An 18,104-nucleotide genomic window follows, 5' to 3' on the forward strand; every position below is an offset into this window, starting at 1 on the left:
TGGTGCGCTCCAGCGCCGCGGCTTAGCGGTTGAGAGAGACGGTAAAGACGACCGCCTGCCCGTTGCTGATGTTCTGCGCAGCAACGGTGAGCGTTTTGACCCTGCTGATGGTGCCGGTCACGACCGTGGGAAAGGACACCGGCGGCAAGCACCTTGCGCCGTGCGGGTGGAAAAGCGCGTCTGCTCCAGATCCTTCGTCCAGCCTGAGAACGGCGCCGGCGTCGAACTTCAGCCCGAACGGCATCAATATGTTGCCTTCGGCCTTTCCGTCCCGGGGAATCAGTTCGATGGCGAAGATTTGCTGATTGGTTTCTTTGGCGAGTTGTGTCTGTCCGAGGGCGCACAGCTTACGTCCCGAAACCGACCTGCCTTTTCGTCAGCACACTTATGGGCATAATTCCCACGTATGCGAGGTACGTCTACTTGGAGAACCGCTGATATGCAAGAGCTGATCGCAGCCGATGTGATTGTCGCGATTGTTGCATTCTGCGGCGGGTATTTCTGGGCAATTGCACGTGAACTCAGGACGACCGCGAACAAGCGACAACGCAAATGGTAGTCCGGCGCCGTCACCTTGCTCGCGTGATTTGCCCGCGGGACGCGTTTTCAACTAAGCTCGCCGGATGGACATGCTCGTCAAGCTCTACGCACTGCCCGATTCCCGGCCCGCCTATGATCGATTGCTCAAGGCCGGAATTGTGATGCGCCGCGCGCTCGCGCCTGAAAAGCACAAGGTCGTGGCCTGGGTGCGGGAGACATTCAGCGAGGCGTGGGCCAGCGAAGCCGAGGTCGCGTTCAGCCGCCAACCGGTTTCCTGCTTCATTGCGATCCAGCAAAAGAAGATCGTGGGATTTGCCTGCCACGACGCGGCCTGTCGCAACTTCTTTGGCCCGACCGGTGTCGCGCCGAAGGCGCAGCAGGGCGGAATCGGCAAGGCGCTGCTGTTCGCCTGCCTCGAGGACATGAAACACCAGGGCTTTGGCTATGCCATCATCGGCGGCGTCGGGCCGGCAGAATTCTATTCGAAGGCCGTCGGCGCGGTAGCGATCGAAGGCTCTGCGCCGGGAATCTATCGAGGATTGCTGTAGCTGCGCCGCAAGTCCCTTTCCGGTCTTGTTGCGCTACGAGACAGGCTGACAATCTCTGCGTTCACGGAGGTCGGACAATTCAAGGATGGCGGGCGGGTTGAAGATCACGACCGGCATCATCGCCGCGGTGCTGGTCATTGCGGCGGTGGCTCAGGCGCGCAGCGTGCTCGCCCCGCTTGCGGCCGCCCTGTTCATCATCGCGATCGTCTGGCCCGTTCAGCAACGGCTCCAGTCGTGGCTTCCGAAACTCCTCGCGCTCGCGGTTACCGTCGTCGTTACGACCGCTACCTGCGTCGCATTTGCCTCGCTGGCGGCGTGGGGGTTCGGCCGCGTCGGTCGCTCATTGATTACGGATGCGGCGCGGTATCAAGCCTTCTACGATGCCGCGGTGATCTGGCTCGACGGCCATGGCGTCTCCTTCGCCGGCCTTTGGGCGGAGCATTTTAATGTCGGCTGGCTGCTGCGCACCACGCAATACCTCACCGGCCGCGTCAACACCACGTTGAGTTTCTGGCTCGTCGCGCTGGTCTATGTCGTGCTGGGACTTCTCGAGGTCGAAGACGCTGGTCGACGAATCCAGCGGTTGGAGAATCGCACCGCTGCGCGCGTCCTGCTCAAGGGCAGCAAAGCGACCGCCGCCAAATTTCGCAAATATATGCTGGTGCGGACGCAGATGAGCGCGGTCACGGGTCTCTTGGTCGGCCTGTTCGCCGCCGTGACCGGACTGCCATTTGCATTCGAATGGGGCGTGATCGCCTTCGTCCTCAACTACATTCCTTTCGTCGGCCCTTTCATCGCAACCCTGTTCCCCACGCTGCTGGCCACGACGCAGTTCGAGAGCTGGCCCGCGGTGTTTGGTGTGTTCGCCTGTCTCAACGTCATCCAGTTCGTGGTAGGCAGCTATATCGAACCGCGGGTGGCCGGCTCGACATTGTCGATCTCGCCGTTCCTGGTGCTGTTTGCGATCTTCTTCTGGAGCTCGCTTTGGGGCCTGTTCGGGACCTTCATCGGCGTGCCGATCACGCTCGCTATTCTGACGTTCTGTGCCGAGAGTCCGTCGGCCGCCTGGATCGCTGATCTGTTCGGCGGATCGCACGAGGATAAGCCGGAAACCTCCTAGCTTCTGGCAATCTCAACCCGCTCGGGCTCGGCGAGGCAGAGCTTCTGGTCCGGGCCGACCATCATTCTGTGGATATAGAAATAACTTACCGCATCATCGGCCCCCATCACCGGCGACGGGGCCGAGACGACCTTCGACGCACCGCACGTACCGATCCAATCGATATGCCGGTGACCGTGCATCACCACCGAGCGATCGGAAAACCTTTGCAGCCTGCGTACAAACCAACTGCCGTTGATCAAGGCCGTCCCGATGCGCTCGGCAAATGTCTTCACCGGCATGGGATATTCCATCAAGTGATGATGGAGCGCGATAGTCCAGCATGCCGTCGGGAAATGACGGATCGCAGCCTCCAACCGCCGCGTTTGCGCTTCCGAAACCAAACCGAGCGCGTTGGTGAAGGAGAAGTGGGTTTCGGCGTTGGAGTTGAGAATGGCGATCCCGAGGCCACCGTCCTGGTCCGGCGGCAGGATCATTGGGAATTGATCATCGAACAGGCCGCGGAGCGCCGCCGCGCGGCGCACGCCCCCGTGCTGCGCAAATTGCGTTATCCGATCATGATAAGGGGCCAGCGCCTGGTTCAGCGTGGCCGACGGTTTGCCGTAGCCGTCGATGACGCGGACGCGATCGCCCTGAACGGCCGCGATCGCCGACAGGGTGCGCATCTGCCGTAGCCGCTTGCCTGGGCTGAACGGCAGGTCGAGGCGCGCAGGATTGGCACGATCCACGACGTTAACATCATGATTGCCCGGAAGCATGATGATGCGGGCTGCGAGCTCGGGATGACCTGCCAATGCATCGAGAAATTCCGCCCATTCGACGGGCCGGCCGGCGTCCGTCATGTCGCCGCTGATCAGTACATGGTCGAGCGGATCAACGGTATGAATTTCGGCAAGGCGAGCCAACAGGCGATTGAAGCGTTCGTTTCCCCGCGGACCGGCGGTCCCGCTTTCGATGCGGAAGCCGTATCGCTCGCCGACCACGTGGAGATCGGACAGATGCGCAACGCGCCAGCAGCGGCCTCCGGACGGCGCCGCGGCGAATCCGGCAAGGTCGGCCGGTTGTTCCATACTGGCGTCGGCCACGCTCCAGGCCAGTGATGCGACCGCAAGATAGAAGGACACCAGCACCACGGCGTTCGCGAAGGTTGGCAGCACAACACGATGGATCAGAACCAGGTCATTGATGGTCGCAGTCCATTGCGAAGCAGGCCAGGCCAGGGCCGCGATCGATGCCGCCCCCACAGAGAGCAGTATGCCAGCGCCGACCGAGCACCTGCGGCGCAGCCTCGTGCGAGAGGCAGAAGTTGCGCCGGCGCGCCAGAGCAGCTCCGCCAGATGGCCCAGCGCCTCGCGGGTGAAGGCATAACTCGGTTGGACCGCGAGCGCGTTCAGTGACCAAAAGCTTGTTTCCGCGACTTGTAACAGCGGTCGCCCACCGAGCCATCCCAACGCTGCGATCACAACCAGCGCCAGCACGGCGCCCACTTCGGACAGGGCAAGAGCGTGCTGCGAAAGACTCGAAATCCAGGCGGACGCGACCAGTGGCGCAAGGCCGAGCAGCACGCCCGGGAGCAGAAGCGAAATCGTCCAGGCGAACAACAGTTTCGCCGGGCTTATCTCAACCAGAAGACTACCCACGATCGCGAACAACGAACGCTGTTCCGGGCTGGCGGCATTGTCCTCAAAGTCGCCGTCGCGGGGATCGAGCAGCACGCCGACGTCCTCCGTTGCATGACACATTCTGTCACAAACCGCTTCAGACCAACATACGCGCTCCCGACCCTGGTGGGTTGCGTCGTTGACACCATGCTTACCTGGAGGTTTTCGCCTGGGCCTTGATCGGGAGCCTAAGGCGATCAAGCGCAGATGGTTTCAGCGGTCGCGAGGCGTGCCGCAGCTTGCTTGAGCACGATCTGTTCGGAAAACCGCTTCGCACTTTTCCGGATCATGCTTAGCGCAGCTTGCCGAAGAATTCGCGCACCTCGCCGACGAATAGCTCGGGCTGCTCGAATGCCGAGAAATGTCCGCCTTTCGGCATCTCGCTCCAGTGCTGGATGTTGGTGAAGTTCGTCTCCATCCATTTGCGGACCGGCGTGACGATCTCCTTGGGGAACGCGGCAACGCCGGTCGGCACGCTCACCTTGTGTGGGGTTCGCTTGCCCGGCCCAAAACTTTCCCAATAGAGCCGCGCCGACGACGCGGCCGTCGCGGTGACCCAGTATAGCATGACGTTGTCGAGCAGTTCGTCGCGGCTGAGGATGTTTTCCGGATGGCCGTCGCAATCGGTCCAGGCCCAGAACTTTTCGAGAATCCAGGCCGCCTGCCCGCTGGGCGAATCCGTCAGGCCATAGCCGAGCGTCTGCGGCCGCGTGGACTGCTGCTTGGAATAGCCGGAATCCCAGTCAGCGTAATATTTGATGCAGTTGAGCGCCCTCGTCTCCTCCGGCGTCGGCTGCCCCTCGACATTGGGCCGGGTCGACATCGCAAGCGTGATGTGAATGCCGGCGCAATGTGCAGCATCCTGCCCGCCGATCGCGGTCGTGACCGCGGAGCCCCAGTCGCCGCCTTGCGCGAAATAGCTGGCGTAGCCGAGCCGCTGCATCAGGACGGCCCAGGCCGTCGCGATCCGGTCGACGCCCCAGCCGGTCGCGGCCGGCTTGGCCGAGAAGCCGAAACCCGGCAGTGACGGGCACACCACGTGGAAGGCATCGGCAGCAACGCCGCCATGCGCCACAGGATCGGTCAGCGGCTCGATCACCTTGTGGAATTCGACCACCGATCCCGGCCAGCCATGGGTGATGATCAGGGGCCGCGCCTCCGGATGCTTCGAGCGGACATGGATGAAGTGGATGTCGAGCCCGTCGATTTCGGTGGTGAACTGGCTGAAGCGGTTGAGCCGCGCCTCGCGCTGCCGCCAGTCATAGGTCTCGGCCCAATAGTGGCAGACGTCCTTGATCCAGTGCAGCGGCGCGCCCTGGCTCCAGTCGTCGACCAGCTCGGCTTCCGGCCAGCGGGTCCGGCGCAGCCGGCCGCGCAGATCCTCGAGGACATCGTCGCTGACGGCGATGCGGAACGGGCTGATGGCGGTCATGGCGTCTCCCCGGGGTGCTGAACTTTCCGGAGAAGATAGGGGCGCGAAGCCCGCCGATCAAATCCGGGCCGCGTCATTTGCGGCGCCTCTCTCCGTCGCCTGCACAAACCCTGCACGACAAAGCGCGAATTCTGCATGACAAAGTCCGTCACAGCAGCCGTCATTTTGTTAAGAGAGGCGGCGATGGATCGGCATGCATCGCGCGATCGAGGCACGCATATCGCAGCTCACGGAGATTCCTGTGGCACTCTACCTGACGAGCATCCTGAACGCGCAAGACGTTCTGTTGAAGCTCGGATTGCCGCTGATCGTCATTTTCTTGTCGGGGTGGATCATCATCAGGCGATGGGTGAGCACGCCTGGCATCGCTGCGTCAGGGTTTTCGCCGGCAGCTTCGTCTGCCCTGTTCGCCCCCGTTCTCCTCATCATGTACTTCTACGTGCTGCAGTCCAGCATGCAGGAAGGCATTGCCGCGCATGCGGAGCTCGTCATGTTATACGGCGCGATTTTCGCACCGACATTTCTTCTGCTCGTTCCATTCGGGGTCGCTTCCCTGATCCGGGTGCGCCGACAAGGCAAGCCACTCGGCAATGGGCTGCTGTGTATTGCATTTGCGGCCTGGCCGATCCTGCAGGTGGTGTGGATGTGTCTGCTGTTCGGCGAGTGGGAATAGCTCGCTGAGCTATTTGCCGATCGCCGCCTCGAGCAGCGCCTGGGCCTGCTTGGTGGCCGCGGCGAAGGCCGGCTGTTGCGGCGCGCGCTCGGTGAAGCAGCGCTTGAACGCGTCCTCGCCCTGCTGGCGCAGATCGCCGAGCTTGTCATAGGCCTGCCTGGTGATCTGCTTGCGCTCGAGCTTCTCGGCCGCCGCGTCGGCCTTCTTGTTGTAGTCGGTGCGGATCACGGTGCAGGCCGGCACCTGCACGACCGGCTCGATCTCGCCATAGGCGACATACATCTTGCCGCCGGCGAGCGCCGCCACGAACACCTCGTCGGCCTTGTCGGGGAACGAATCCTGGGTGCGGCCGGCCAGGAAGCCGTAAGCTTGGGTGACGGACGCCGGCTTGGCGATCGGCAGCTCGTCGAAATTGACCACCGCGGCATCGGTCGAGATCGCCTGGGTGTAGAGGCCCTCGAACTTCAGCGCAGCATCGACCTGCTGCGGCACGTTCTTGCTATCCTTGTCCCACCAGGTCTTGTGTTCGTGCAGCCAGCGCGTGAACAGAGGCTCGGTGGTGACGATGATATGGGCTTTCGGCTCGACGAAGCTGCCGTCGGCGCGCTTTTCTCCGATCTTTGCCCCGTCCCTGCCGGTCTCGGCATCGAAGCGCAAGCCGTCCAGCATGCCGAACCCCATATCGCCCTTGTATAGAGTATCGAGGTTGAGCTGGGCGGGAGCAAAGCCCGGCCGGGCCGGCTCGGACAGGATGGCCGTCAGCTGCCCCTTCAGCTCGTCGCGCGCAGCCGCCTCTGCCTTGTCGACGGCTTCATTGATCTTGTTGTCGTTCGACAGCTTGGCGAATTTGGCGATCGCAGCGTCACGCGCGGCGATATAGCGGTCCTCCGGCGACGCGGCGCGGGCCGGCGAAAGCAGCAAGATCGGCGGAAGGACGAGCGCAAGGCGGAAAATAAAATGCATGCCCTGTGGTCGTCCGCAGGGCATGCAAGGTTCAAGGTCACGGGTACTACCAGCATATCCCTCGCCGGCAGATCCTCTGCCGGCGCAGGATCTCGTCAAGGCGAGCCGGTCAGGCCGCCTTTGTCACGATGCCGTCGTCAGGCCGCTTTGGACTTCGCCACGTGGGTGGCGATCGCGTCCATCAGCGGCGGCGACAGGCAGTCATATGGCTCGAGCCCAAGCTCCTTGAGCCGCGACCTGATCCCGGCCATATCGGCCGGCTTGACGCCGGACTCGATCACCGACGACACGAAGGCGGCAAATCCGGGCGCAGCCGAGCCGGACTCCTGGAACAGCTCGGGATGGATGAAGTCGAGGCCATAGAACGGATGGCCCTTGTTCTCGATCCGGCCGTACATATGGGTGCCGCATCCGGTGCAGGCGTGGCGCTGGATCACCGCCGCAGCGTCAACGATCTTCAGCTTGTCGCCGTTCTCCAGCACGGTGACGTTCTCGCGCGGAACCACCGCGACCACCGAGAAGGTGGCGCCCGAGGGCTTCCAGCACTTGGTGCAGCCGCAGGCATGGTTGTGGGCGACGTCGCCCTTGATCCCGACCTTGACCGGCTTGTCCGCGCATTTGCAGACCAGCGTGCCGCCGGCAAAGCTGCCGGAGCCTTGCTTGACGCCATTGTCGACCGACGGGTGGATATGAACAGTCATTGACCTATCCTCCTAGTGCTTGGTGTTTTGATTTCAGAATACGACGACCGAACGGATCGATTTTCCCTCGTGCATCAGGTCGAAGCCCTTGTTGATCTCGTCGAGTTTCAGCACGTGGGTGATCATCGGATCGATCTGGATCTTTCCGCCCATGTACCAGTCGACGATCTTCGGCACGTCGGTGCGGCCGCGCGCGCCGCCGAACGCGGTGCCCTTCCAGACCCGTCCGGTGACGAGCTGGAACGGGCGGGTCGCGATCTCCTTGCCGGACTCCGCGACGCCGATCACCACCGAGACGCCCCAGCCGCGATGGCAGGCTTCCAGCGCCTGCCGCATCACGTTGGTGTTGCCGGTGCAGTCGAAGGTGTAGTCGGCGCCACCATCGGTGAGCCCGACAAGGTGCTGCACGATGTCGCCCGACACCTTGGTCGGGTTGACGAAATGCGTCATGCCGAACTGCTTGCCCCAGGCTTCCTTGGAGTCATTGATGTCGACGCCGATGATCTTGTCGGCGCCGACCATCTTGGCGCCCTGGATCACGTTGAGGCCGATGCCGCCGAGGCCGAACACGACCACGTTGGAGCCCGGGGTCACCTTGGCGGTGTTGACGACCGCGCCGACACCGGTGGTGACGCCGCAGCCAATGTAGCAGCTCTTGTCGAACGGCGCGTCCTCGCGAATCTTGGCCACCGCGATCTCGGGCAGCACGGTGAAGTTCGAGAAGGTCGAGCAGCCCATATAGTGGAAGACCGTCTTGCCCTTGTAGCTGAACCGCGAGGTGCCGTCGGGCATCACGCCCTTGCCCTGGGTGGCGCGGATCGCGGTGCAGAGATTGGTCTTCTGGCTCAGGCAGCTTTTGCACTGCCGGCATTCCGGCGTGTAGAGCGGGATCACATGGTCGCCCGGCTTGACCGAGGTCACGCCGGCGCCGACCTCGCGAACGATGCCAGCACCTTCGTGCCCGAGGATCGAGGGAAAGATGCCCTCGCTGTCGAAACCGTCGAGCGTGTAGGCATCGGTATGACAGATGCCCGTCGCCTTGATCTCGACCAGAACCTCGCCGGCCTTGGGGCCTTCCAGATCGAGCTCGACGATCTCAAGCGGCTTCTTTGCTTCAAATGCGACTGCGGCGCGGGTCTTCATCTTGGTCTCCACAAAACATCAAACAGGTTTCTCGTTCGCGCCGGACACGCTCACTTCTTGTCGTTGTTGCCCATGCAGGCGTCTTCCGCCTTGCCGTAGGCTTCCGACTTGTCTTCGTGCTTGGCCGGCCGAACGCGCCCAACCGCGTCATTGGCGCGGGCGCGCAGGTAGACATAGAGGTCGTCCATGTAGCAGGCAACGTTCGGGTTATCGCCGAACGCCGGCATCACGTTCTCCTGCGCCGTCGAGACGTTCTTGCGTCCGCTCGCGACCACGCCCATGAAATCCGGATAGCTCATGGTCTTCAGCGAGTCCTTCAACGCCGGCGCGTAGGTCGATCCCATGCCATCGGGTCCGTGGCAGACGTGGCACTCCGAATGATAGCGGCGGTATCCGGAGTAGGTGTACCAGTCCACCGTGCCGTCGGATGTCACCTTGAACGTCGGGTTGCCATCCTTGTCGAGATACTTGCCGTCCTCGGACTTGACGGCGGTCGGGTCGCCAGCGTCCTCGGCGGAGGCGACTCCTCCCATTGCCACGACAAAGATCGCAGCACTCACAAACCAGATCTTACGCAAAAGCATATCCTCGCGTGCAGATTGAAGACGGACCGGCGCATGGAGATCGCCCCATGCGCCGGAACGAGGTTGCTCAGCTCACTGCTGCGGCAGCGAGAACACGGTGAGCGTTCCGCCGAGCGCGGTGTAGTTGCTCAGCGCGGCATAGCCGCCGACTGCGCCGAGACCGGCCGTCGGATCAGTCAGACCGGCCGCGAGGCCGATGCCTGCCCAACCGCCAACACCCGACAGAATGGCGACGTACTGCTTGCCGGCATGCTCATAGGTGGTGACGTTGCCGATGATGCCGGACGGGGTCTTGAACTTGTAGAGCTCCTTGCCCGTCTTGGCGTCGACAGCCTTCAGGTAACCTTCCAGCGTGCCGTAGAACACCACGCCGCCGGCGGTCGCGAGCGCACCCGACCAGACCGAGAACTGCTCCTTGTTGGACCAGACGATCTTGCCGGTCTTGCCGTCCCAGGCAATGAAGTTGCCCATGTTGGTCTCACCGGGAGGCGGATACATCGACAGCGTCGCGCCGACATAGGGCTGACCTGCGGTGTAGCTCACCTTGAACGGCTCGTAGTCCATGCAGACGTGGTTGGTCGGCACGTAGAACAGTTGCGTCTCCGGCGAGTAGGCTGCCGGCTGCTCGTCCTTCGAGCCGAGCGCTGCCGGGCAGATGCCCTTGACGTTGACGTCCTCGCCGGCCTTGTCAGTCGACGCGGCGTCAAGAACCTTCGGACGACCGTAGGTCGGCGAGTCCTTCTTCATGTCGACGCCGGAGGTCCAGTTCACCTTCGGATCGTACTTCTCGGCGACCAGCAGTTCGCCGGTGGCGCGATCAAGGGTGTAGCCGAGCCCGTTACGATCGAAGTGGGTCAGCAGCTTGCGCGGCTTGCCGTCGATCGATTGATCCGAGAGGATCATCTCGTTGACGCCGTCATAGTCCCATTCGTCATGGGGCGTCATCTGGTAGACCCACTTGGCAACGCCGGTATCCGGATTACGCGCCCAGATCGTCATCGACCACTTGTTGTCGCCGGGACGCTGCTTCGGATTCCAGGTCGAGGGATTGCCCGACCCGTAATAGACGAGGTTCAGTTCGGGATCATAGGAGATCCAGCCCCAGGTCGCGCCGCCGCCGATCTTCCACTGATCGCCTTGCCACGTCTTCAGGCTCGAATCCTTGCCGATCGGCTTGCCAAGCTCGGTGGTCTTGTCGTCGACCAGAAGCTGGTCATCCGGACCTTCCGAGAAGCCGCGCCAGACCAGCTTGCCGGTCTTGATGTCGTAGGCGCTCATGTGCGCCTGAACACCGAACTCGCCGCCGGAGATGCCGATCAGGACCTTGTCCTTGATCACCATCGGCGCGGAGGTGCCGGTCGCACCCTTGGCGGGATCGCCGTTCTTCACCGTCCATTCGACCTTGCCGGTCTTGGCGTCGAGCGCGACCAGCGTGGTGTCGGCCTGGTGCAGGAAGATCTTGCCGTCGCCATAGGCAACGCCCCGGTTGACCGTGTCGCAGCACATCACCGGAATGACGTTCGGATCCTGCTTCGGCTCGTACTTCCAGACGATCTTGTTGTCCTGCGAAAGGTCAAGAGCATAGACCTTGTTCGGGAACGGGGTGTGGACGTACATGATGTTGCCGATGATCAGCGGGCCACCCTCGTGGCCGCGCAGCACGCCGGTCGAAAACGTCCAGGCGACCTGCAACTTTCCGACGTTCGAGGCGTTGATCTGATTCAGCTTGGAGTAACGCTGATTGGCGTAGTCTCCGGTCGGCATCACCCAGTCTTTCGGGTTCTGCGTCATCTTGTGGAGTTCGTCACTGGCGTTGGCCGCTCCGGCGGCAAATACCGCCATTGCCCCAAGGCCGGTCGCGTAAAGCATCTTGCGCATCGTGGATTTCCTCTCCCAGGTTCAAGAGCTCAAGGGTTTCCGCCGAAACGGCCCCACTTCTTCCATTTTGGTACCCCAGTCGTAGTCCTCTCGAAGCACGCTGACTTGCCCAATAGAGAAGAGCCGTTTGCTCAAAAGCGAAGCTTCGTCAGATTTTTGTCGCCCGGCCCTGAATTGGCTGGAAAGCTTGCTTCATGTTGCAGGGCATCAATCGCGGCCGGCGCGATCCGGATGCCAGATTGACGCGTGCTAAGGTTGCGCTTGACGAGCCCAGAACTAAGTCGGAGGATCACCCGACATTAACCGGGAAGAAATCCCGCCGCCTCCCTAAGCTATTCAGAATCAGGGAGAAGGCGCATCATCCCGGGCCAGACTTAAGCTCGGTGAGCAGTCACGTGGGGATCGAATCGGTGGCTGGAAAGATGTCCGATACAGTCCATTCTCTCAGCACGAACGGATTGACGCCCAAGCGGCAGATCCAGCGCTGGTCGGATGCGCTCACTGACCTTTGCGGCCAGTTCGACGTCGATGCGCTGGAAGGATCCTCGCTCGAAGCCCGGGTCAATTTCACGACGGTATCGCGATTGAAGCTGTGCCAGATCGAGGCAAGCCAGCACCGCATCGCGCACACCATCTCGCGCATCAAGCTGAGCGAGCACCCCTACATCAAGATCGTGTTCCAGACCCACGGCGTCTCGCATTTCGAGCAGGACGGCCTGCACTTCGACATCATGCCGGGCGACTGCTTCGCCTACGACGTGTCGTGTCCGCACACCATCATCAGCCCGTCCTTGACGCGGCACGAGGTTGTCATCGTTCCAAAGGACCTGCTCAAGGAGCGCGGCTTTCAGCTCTCCAAGATGGCGCCGTGCAAGCTGTCGGCGCGCAACGGCACCGGCCGCATCGCCTATGATTTCGTCCATGCCGCCTTCGGCGAGGCACCGACGCTGACGCCGGTCAACGCCGTCGGCGTGGCCGATGCGCTGATCGACTTGCTGCTGTTGCCGCTGCGCGAGACCGGCGCCATGTTCGACCGCGGCAGCGCCGAGGCCACCTATGTGCGGGCCCAGGGCTTCATTCGCGAACATCTGCGCGATCCGGACCTCTGCATCGACCGCATTTCGGCGGCGCTCGGCTGTTCGAAGCGCTATCTGCACATGCTGTTCAGCGATCGCGGCATGACGGTCAGCGACTATATCTGGAAAGCCCGGCTGCAGAATTGCCGGCAGGAGCTTGAGTCCCAGAACGGCAAGACCATCACGGACGTCGCGTTCTCCTGGGGCTTCTCGAGCTCGTCGCATTTCAGCCGCGTCTTCCGGAAGTATTTCGGCATCGCGCCCTCCTCCGTCCACAAGGGCCTGCACGGCGGTATGCCGGCCGACGTGGTGCTGGAATAGCGGTTGCATCCGACGTGCAGGCGTTGCGCCATGCCGTCCGCCAACAATCCTTCCCCAATCAAGCTGTCCTCGATCAAGGTTTGGGCACGCAGCCTCAAGCGGGACAGCGTTGCGCTGTATCTCGCATCGCGTGATCCGCGCGTACCCTGGTATGCCAAGGCCCTTGCCGTCGCCGTCGCGGCCTATGCACTGTCTCCCATCGATCTGATCCCGGATTTCATTCCGGTGATCGGCTATCTCGACGATCTGATCCTGCTGCCGCTCGGCATCTGGCTTGCCATCTCGCTCGTGCCGGACGAGGTGATGACGGAATGCCGTGCCAAGGCGAGCGCCGTCTTGCAGCGTCCGACCAGCCGGGCGGGAATGATCGCGATCGTCGTGCTCTGGATCGCCGGCGCAGCGGCGCTGGCTTGGGCGGTTTTCAGATATTGGCGACAGCCAATCGTCTAGGACCGTGCGGCCTTTGGCACAAGCGCCTCGACTGTCACGCCATCATCGCTGGAATTGATGTTAAGCGTACCGCCGAGCGCGAGGATCCGCTCCTGCATCCCGGTCAAACCGCGGCCAAGCCTGTGATCGCTCAGCAGGCCGCGGCCGTTGTCACGAACCCGCACCAGCGCACAGTCGCGGCTGCCGCGTAGGCCTGCCTGCCGTTCCGCCGGTTCGATCGTGATATCGACCGCCGTTGCGCCGGCATGGCGGAACACGTTGGTGAGCGCTTCCTGGACGATGCGATAGATCGTGAGGTCGGCCATCTCGCCGGTATCGCCGAGCGCCGGCGAGATGCGGCTCTCGATCTCCACCTCCGGGTGGGTTTCGCTCCATAGCCGCACCAGCGCGCCGAGCGCTTCCGCAAGCCCGAGCTCGGCCAGTCCGACCGGCCGCAAGCGCTCCAGAATCCGGCGCGTGAACTGCTGGAGCGCGTTGACCTGCTCGAGGATGGCGTTGCCGTGCTTGCGCAATGCCGCAGGGTCCGGCCGTTCGACTTCCGACAGCCGGGTCAGCGCACCGGCATGCGCGCGCAGGGCAAACAGATAGGGCCCGAACTCATCGTGCAATTCGCGCGCGATCTCCTTGCGCTCGGAATCCTGCAGCGAGACCGCGCGCTCGGCGAGCTGCCGCTTGCCCTCCACGGCGTCGCCAAGGGTCGCCGCCAAATGGTTCAGTTTGGCACAGATCGCGGCCAATTCCGGCGACCCGCCGGGCTCGACGCGTGCGTCGTAATCCCCGGCCTCGATGCCGGTCATGGCCTGCGACAATGCCTCCAGCGGCGCCAGCGCGCGGCCGACCACCAGCATGGTGACCAGAAGCAGCGCGACTGCGATTGCGGAGCCGACCTCGAGCTGGGTGACGATGCCGTCCCAGATCTCGGCGATTTCGTCGTCGGGATGCGAGGTGATGACCAGCGATTGCGGCTTGCCGTGCACCGAGATCGGCACCCGCACCGAGGTCTGCTCGGGATGGACCAGCGCGACGAACCACTGCGGCGGAGCGCGCGGATCGCCGGCGTCCTCGGGGCGGTCCGGAGATTTTGCGGCCGCGCCATCCTGCCGCGTGATGCTGACATGACGCAGCCGGCTCAGGTCCTGGACGATCTGATCGAGCCGCGCATCGGGATCCGGCGCCTCGTCGAGACCGGCCACAATCGTCGCAACGAACTCGCGCGCCAGGCGGATCACGCTCTGGTCCTCGGCCTGGACACGCGGTCCCGCTTCCAGCACGAGCCGCGCAATATTGATGCCGAGGCCAAGCGCCAGGATCAGCGCCAGCAGCAGGTTGATCCGCGCGCGCAAGGATAGCTTTTGCCACATGACGTTGCCCCCGACCGCGATCCCTCCTCCGAGAGGATCGTTGACAGCCAAATTTGCCCGGCTATCTAATCGCACCCTATCGCAATCTCGCACGAGGTGCACAACCGGTCGGAACCGACCTGTCCTTCGCGCAAACCGATGTGATGACGAGTGAATCAAGGCAGGTCGCCGGAACAACGCCATGCGCATTCTGATCGTTGACGATCATCCCATCGTTGCCTCCGGTTGCCGCACCGTGTTCGCCGACGATCCCGAGATCATGCTGCTGGAAGCGGCGGATGCCGAAAGCGGCGAACGGGCGTTCGTTGCGGAAAAGCCCGATCTCTGCGTGATCGACATCAACCTGCCGACGGTCTCCGGCTTCGAGCTGGCGCGCCGCATCCTGACGCATGATGCATCGGCGCGCCTCATCATGTTCAGCATGAACGACGACCCGGTGTTTGCCGCCCGCGCCATCGACATCGGCGCCAAGGGTTACGTTTCGAAGACCGGCGATCCCAACGATCTGGTGGAAGCGGTGCGCGAGGTCGGCAATGGCGGCGTCTATCTGCCGCCGGCGATCGCGCGCAACGTGGCCTTCGCGCGGCCGGGCTTTGCGCAAAATCCGCTCTCCAAGCTCACTTCGCGCGAGATGGAAATCCTGCGCCTGCTCAGTTCCGGCAAGAGCCTGTCGGAGATCGCCTGGCTGGTGCATTCGTCATACAAGACGGTCGCAAACACGTCATCGATCATGCGCCAGAAGCTTGGCGTTCGCACTTCGGCAGAGCTCGTGCGGCTGGCGATCGAGAGCGGCGTCGCCTGACGCAGCGCTCCAACCAAGAGGAATACGACAATGCAGACGGTTTCCCAGAACAAGTCGCATGGCGGCACGCAAGGCGTCTATCGGCAACCAAGCCGCGAGACCAAGACCGAAATGACCTTCTCGGTGTTCGTCCCTGAGCATGCGGCCGGCACCAAACTGCCCGTCGTCACCTATCTGTCGGGCCTGACTTGCACCCACGCCAACGTCACCGAGAAAGGCGAATTCCGCCAGGCATGCGCCGAGCTCGGCCTGATCTTCGTCGCACCCGACACCAGCCCGCGCGGCGAAGGCGTCCCCGGCGATCCCGCCAATTCATACGATTTCGGGCTAGGCGCGGGCTTCTACGTCGATGCGACAGAGCAGCCGTTCGCGACCAACTACCGGATGTGGAGCTACGTCACCGAGGAATTGCCCAAGCTGATCGCCGAGCAGTTCCCGGTCGACACGAAGCGGCAGTCGATCCTCGGTCACTCCATGGGCGGCCATGGCGCGCTGACGGTGGCGCTGCGCTATCCCGATCGTTATCGGGCGGCGAGCGCGTTCGCGCCGATCGTGGCGCCGTCGCAGGTGCCGTGGGGCAACAAGGCGCTCGGCGGCTATCTCGGCAGCAACAAGCAGGCGTGGCGAAAGCACGACGCCGTTGCGCTGATCGAGGACGGTGCCCGCTTCTCCGATCTGCTGGTCGATTACGGCGATGCCGACGGATTTCTCACCGAGCAGCTGCGGCCCGAACTCCTGAAAGCGGCATGCGAGAAGGCCAACATCCCCCTCACCCTGCGCCGTCAGCCGGGCTATGACCACAGCTACTACTTCATCTCGACCTTCATGGCCGATCATCTGCGCTGGCACGCCGCGCGGCTGAAGGCTTGAGCTTCGCCTCGCGAGAAGGCCGGCCTGCGAATGTATCCCCGTCATCCATGCGCAAAGGCTCGCCTTTGCGCGAGGGTGACGGAGATGGGCTGACATCGTCGCATCAGCGCTAGTGCGAACAAAACGAAGGACCGAACTACCGCGCCTGCGGCGCGCCGTAGTTCGGCGCGAGCAGGCGATTGCGCACGAGGTAGTCGGTGGCGCGCGACCAGGATTCGTCGGTATTGCCGCGCATGTCGGCGCTCGCCGCAGCCAGCAATTGCCCGCTATGCACGTCACGCAGATAGAGATTGATGTTGAGGATGAGGTTGGAGACCTTCTGCACCACGCCCGTCATTACGAGATCAGCGCCCAGTTCGCCGGCCAGCTTCACATCGCAGCCGCCACAGGCCTGAAGATTGCTGCCATGCGCCGCAGCATTGACAGGGGCGATGTCGAGCACGCGGAACTTGCCTGAGTCCGCGAGCTCCTTGCGCACCTGGTCGCCGGCCCGGAGCAGCCGCGCCTGCTCATCAGCGCGCGGCCCGCTCACTTCCCCCTGCAGGCTGGTGTCGATCATCTCGAGGTCGAACACCGCGAGCTTGGGCGGTTCGGCACGTGCCGCCGCAGACATCACCAGCAAAGATATGACGAAGCCAAGCGCCGATCTCATGATTGTGAACCAATCGTAATTTGTAACGTCGCAACGACAAAAAGCGGGGTTGCAAGCTAGGCCAATTCCGGCATCTTGCAAGGCAACAGCATGGAAGCCGGATTTCCGAAGGCCATGCCGAGTGAAAAAGACTGCGGGAGGAGTTATGTTGCGATGGCTGATCGGCACGATCGCGCTCAGCATGGTGGCGACCAGCGCGCTGGCGGCTGATCCCGTCGAGGTTCATATCGGCTATCTCGGCCATGCCGGCGTCAAATCGACGCTCTCGCTGATCGAGCAGCCCGCCGACAATGACGGCATCGCCGGCGCGCGCCTCGCGATCGAGGACAACAATACAACCGGGAAATTCCTCAACCAGCGCTTCGTGCTCGACGAGGTCAAGGTCAAGGACAGCGACGAAGTCGCCAAGGTCGCGACCGATCTTGCCGGCCGCAACGACTATATCATCACCGACCTGCCGGCCGATGCCCTGCTCAAGGTCGCCGACGCGTTGCGCGACCGCGGCACCGTGCTGCTGAACGCCGGCGCGATCGACGATCGGCTGCGCGAGCAGGACTGCCGCGCCAACGTCATCCATATCGCGCCGACCCGCTCGATGCTGGCGGACGCGCTTGGCCAGTTTCTGGTGTGGAAGCAGTGGAAGCGCTGGCTGCTGGTGGTCGGCTCGCATGATCAGGACAAGCTCTACGCCGACGCACTGCGCCGCGCCGCCACCCGCTTCGGCGCCAAGATCGTCCAGGAACGGACCTTCGAGGACACCGGCGGCGCGCGCCGCACCGACAGCGGCGTGACCTTGATCCAGCGCCAGATGCCGGTGTTCACGCAGCAGGCGCCAGCTTACGACGTGCTGGTCGCAGCCGACGAGAGCGAGGTGTTCGCGAACTATCTGCCGTACCGCACCTGGGACCCGCGCCCGGTGGCCGGCTCCGCGGGCCTCGTGCCGACCAGCTGGGACGCGGCGCATGACCAGTGGGGCGCGGTCCAGATCCAGAACCGCTTCGTCAAGCTGAACATGCGCCGCATGACGGCGCTCGACATGCAGGCCTGGACCGCCGCGCGCATGATCGGCGAAGCCACATCCCGCACCAATTCGGGGGACGCCAAGAAGGTCATCGCCTTCCTCAAGGGCAAGGATTTCTCGATTGCCGCTTTCAAGGGCACGCGATTGACCCTGCGAGACTGGAATCTGCAGCTCCGCCAGCCGATCCTGCTGGCCGATGGTCGTATGGTCGTTTCGGTCTCGCCGCAGGAAGGTTTCCTGCATCAGGTCTCCGAACTCGACACGCTCGGAGTTGACCGGCCTGAAACGAAGTGCAAGCTGCAGTGAGG

General features: G+C 63.1%; 18 protein-coding genes. 8 read left to right on the forward strand and 10 right to left on the reverse strand.

Translation table 11 applies throughout. From position 1 onward, the window contains the following. Positions 1–22: 22 nt before the first annotated feature. Entirely contained in the window at positions 23–346 is a 324-nt protein-coding gene (locus ACE10X_RS31315) for an invasion associated locus B family protein (protein ID WP_080583265.1), read from the reverse strand. A 277-nt stretch (positions 347–623) separates the two neighbouring features. On the opposite strand from ACE10X_RS31315, the gene ACE10X_RS31320 reads away from it, so the two are divergent. Beyond that, positions 624–1,088 carry a GNAT family N-acetyltransferase gene (locus ACE10X_RS31320; RefSeq protein WP_038383466.1) on the forward strand — a complete coding sequence of 155 codons (465 nt, stop codon included), beginning with the start codon at positions 624–626 and terminating at the stop codon, positions 1,086–1,088. Between the two features lie 85 nt (positions 1,089–1,173). After that, on the forward strand, positions 1,174–2,208 hold the full coding sequence (locus ACE10X_RS31325; RefSeq protein ID WP_375763346.1) for an AI-2E family transporter: 1,035 nt from the start codon (positions 1,174–1,176) through the stop codon (positions 2,206–2,208). On the opposite strand, the gene ACE10X_RS31330 is transcribed toward ACE10X_RS31325, so the two are convergent. Both ACE10X_RS31330 and ACE10X_RS31335 read right to left on the reverse strand, forming a co-directional pair. After that, entirely contained in the window at positions 2,205–3,923 is a 1,719-nt protein-coding gene (locus ACE10X_RS31330) for a metallophosphoesterase family protein (RefSeq protein WP_375763347.1), read from the reverse strand. The two genes, ACE10X_RS31325 and ACE10X_RS31330, sit on opposite strands and share 4 nt — an antisense overlap. Before the next feature lie 238 nt (positions 3,924–4,161). Beyond that, positions 4,162–5,301, reverse strand: a complete 1,140-nt coding sequence (locus ACE10X_RS31335; protein ID WP_038383463.1) for an epoxide hydrolase family protein — start codon at positions 5,299–5,301, stop codon at positions 4,162–4,164. A 193-nt stretch (positions 5,302–5,494) separates the two neighbouring features. On the opposite strand from ACE10X_RS31335, the gene ACE10X_RS31340 reads away from it, so the two are divergent. Further along, positions 5,495–5,974: a hypothetical protein gene (locus tag ACE10X_RS31340; protein ID WP_375763348.1), complete on the forward strand. Its 480-nt coding sequence runs from the start codon at positions 5,495–5,497 to the stop codon at positions 5,972–5,974. A 9-nt stretch (positions 5,975–5,983) separates the two neighbouring features. Here the strand turns inward: ACE10X_RS31340 and ACE10X_RS31345 are convergent, their stop codons facing one another. The 5 genes from ACE10X_RS31345 to xoxF5 form a co-directional block, all read right to left on the reverse strand. Continuing rightward, positions 5,984–6,937 carry a hypothetical protein gene (locus tag ACE10X_RS31345; RefSeq protein ID WP_038383461.1) on the reverse strand — a complete coding sequence of 318 codons (954 nt, stop codon included), beginning with the start codon at positions 6,935–6,937 and terminating at the stop codon, positions 5,984–5,986. Between the two features lie 137 nt (positions 6,938–7,074). Then, entirely contained in the window at positions 7,075–7,638 is a 564-nt protein-coding gene (gfa, locus tag ACE10X_RS31350; protein WP_016847312.1) for an S-(hydroxymethyl)glutathione synthase, read from the reverse strand. Positions 7,639–7,671: 33 nt separating this feature from the next. After that, positions 7,672–8,781 carry an S-(hydroxymethyl)glutathione dehydrogenase/class III alcohol dehydrogenase gene (locus ACE10X_RS31355; protein ID WP_026193090.1) on the reverse strand — a complete coding sequence of 370 codons (1,110 nt, stop codon included), beginning with the start codon at positions 8,779–8,781 and terminating at the stop codon, positions 7,672–7,674. A 50-nt stretch (positions 8,782–8,831) separates the two neighbouring features. Then, a complete protein-coding gene (locus tag ACE10X_RS31360) occupies positions 8,832–9,314 on the reverse strand; it encodes a c-type cytochrome, methanol metabolism-related (RefSeq protein ID WP_038383460.1) in 483 nt (160 codons plus the stop codon). A gap of 123 nt (positions 9,315–9,437) precedes the next feature. Further along, positions 9,438–11,243, reverse strand: coding sequence for a lanthanide-dependent methanol dehydrogenase XoxF5 (xoxF5, locus tag ACE10X_RS31365; RefSeq protein WP_038383459.1), 1,806 nt, complete (start codon positions 11,241–11,243; stop codon positions 9,438–9,440). Positions 11,244–11,665: 422 nt separating this feature from the next. Here xoxF5 and ACE10X_RS31370 point away from each other — a divergent pair, with 422 nt between their 5' ends. After that, positions 11,666–12,640, forward strand: coding sequence for a helix-turn-helix domain-containing protein (locus ACE10X_RS31370; RefSeq protein WP_016847804.1), 975 nt, complete (start codon positions 11,666–11,668; stop codon positions 12,638–12,640). A 30-nt stretch (positions 12,641–12,670) separates the two neighbouring features. Then, positions 12,671–13,090 (forward strand): YkvA family protein, encoded by a 420-nt coding sequence (locus ACE10X_RS31375; protein ID WP_038383458.1) that lies wholly within the window; start codon positions 12,671–12,673, stop codon positions 13,088–13,090. On the opposite strand, the gene ACE10X_RS31380 is transcribed toward ACE10X_RS31375, so the two are convergent. Further along, positions 13,087–14,451, reverse strand: coding sequence for a histidine kinase (locus tag ACE10X_RS31380; protein ID WP_375763349.1), 1,365 nt, complete (start codon positions 14,449–14,451; stop codon positions 13,087–13,089). The genes ACE10X_RS31375 and ACE10X_RS31380 overlap by 4 nt on opposite strands. 181 nt (positions 14,452–14,632) lie before the next feature. Between ACE10X_RS31380 and ACE10X_RS31385 the strand changes: the two genes are divergently transcribed. Then, complete coding sequence (locus ACE10X_RS31385) at positions 14,633–15,253, forward strand: response regulator transcription factor (protein WP_038383456.1); 621 nt, start codon at positions 14,633–14,635, stop codon at positions 15,251–15,253. 30 nt (positions 15,254–15,283) lie between these two features. Then, on the forward strand, positions 15,284–16,123 hold the full coding sequence (fghA, locus tag ACE10X_RS31390) for an S-formylglutathione hydrolase (protein WP_375763350.1): 840 nt from the start codon (positions 15,284–15,286) through the stop codon (positions 16,121–16,123). A 136-nt stretch (positions 16,124–16,259) separates the two neighbouring features. Here fghA and ACE10X_RS31395 read toward each other — a convergent pair whose 3' ends face one another. Beyond that, complete coding sequence (locus tag ACE10X_RS31395; protein WP_375764630.1) at positions 16,260–16,736, reverse strand: DUF3280 domain-containing protein; 477 nt, start codon at positions 16,734–16,736, stop codon at positions 16,260–16,262. A gap of 184 nt (positions 16,737–16,920) precedes the next feature. Here ACE10X_RS31395 and ACE10X_RS31400 point away from each other — a divergent pair, with 184 nt between their 5' ends. Continuing rightward, positions 16,921–18,102, forward strand: coding sequence for an ABC transporter substrate-binding protein (locus tag ACE10X_RS31400; RefSeq protein WP_375763351.1), 1,182 nt, complete (start codon positions 16,921–16,923; stop codon positions 18,100–18,102). Positions 18,103–18,104 lie beyond the last annotated feature (2 nt).

Source organism: Bradyrhizobium sp. Pha-3 (assembly GCF_042258325.1).
GTDB lineage: Bacteria > Pseudomonadota > Alphaproteobacteria > Rhizobiales > Xanthobacteraceae > Bradyrhizobium > Bradyrhizobium elkanii.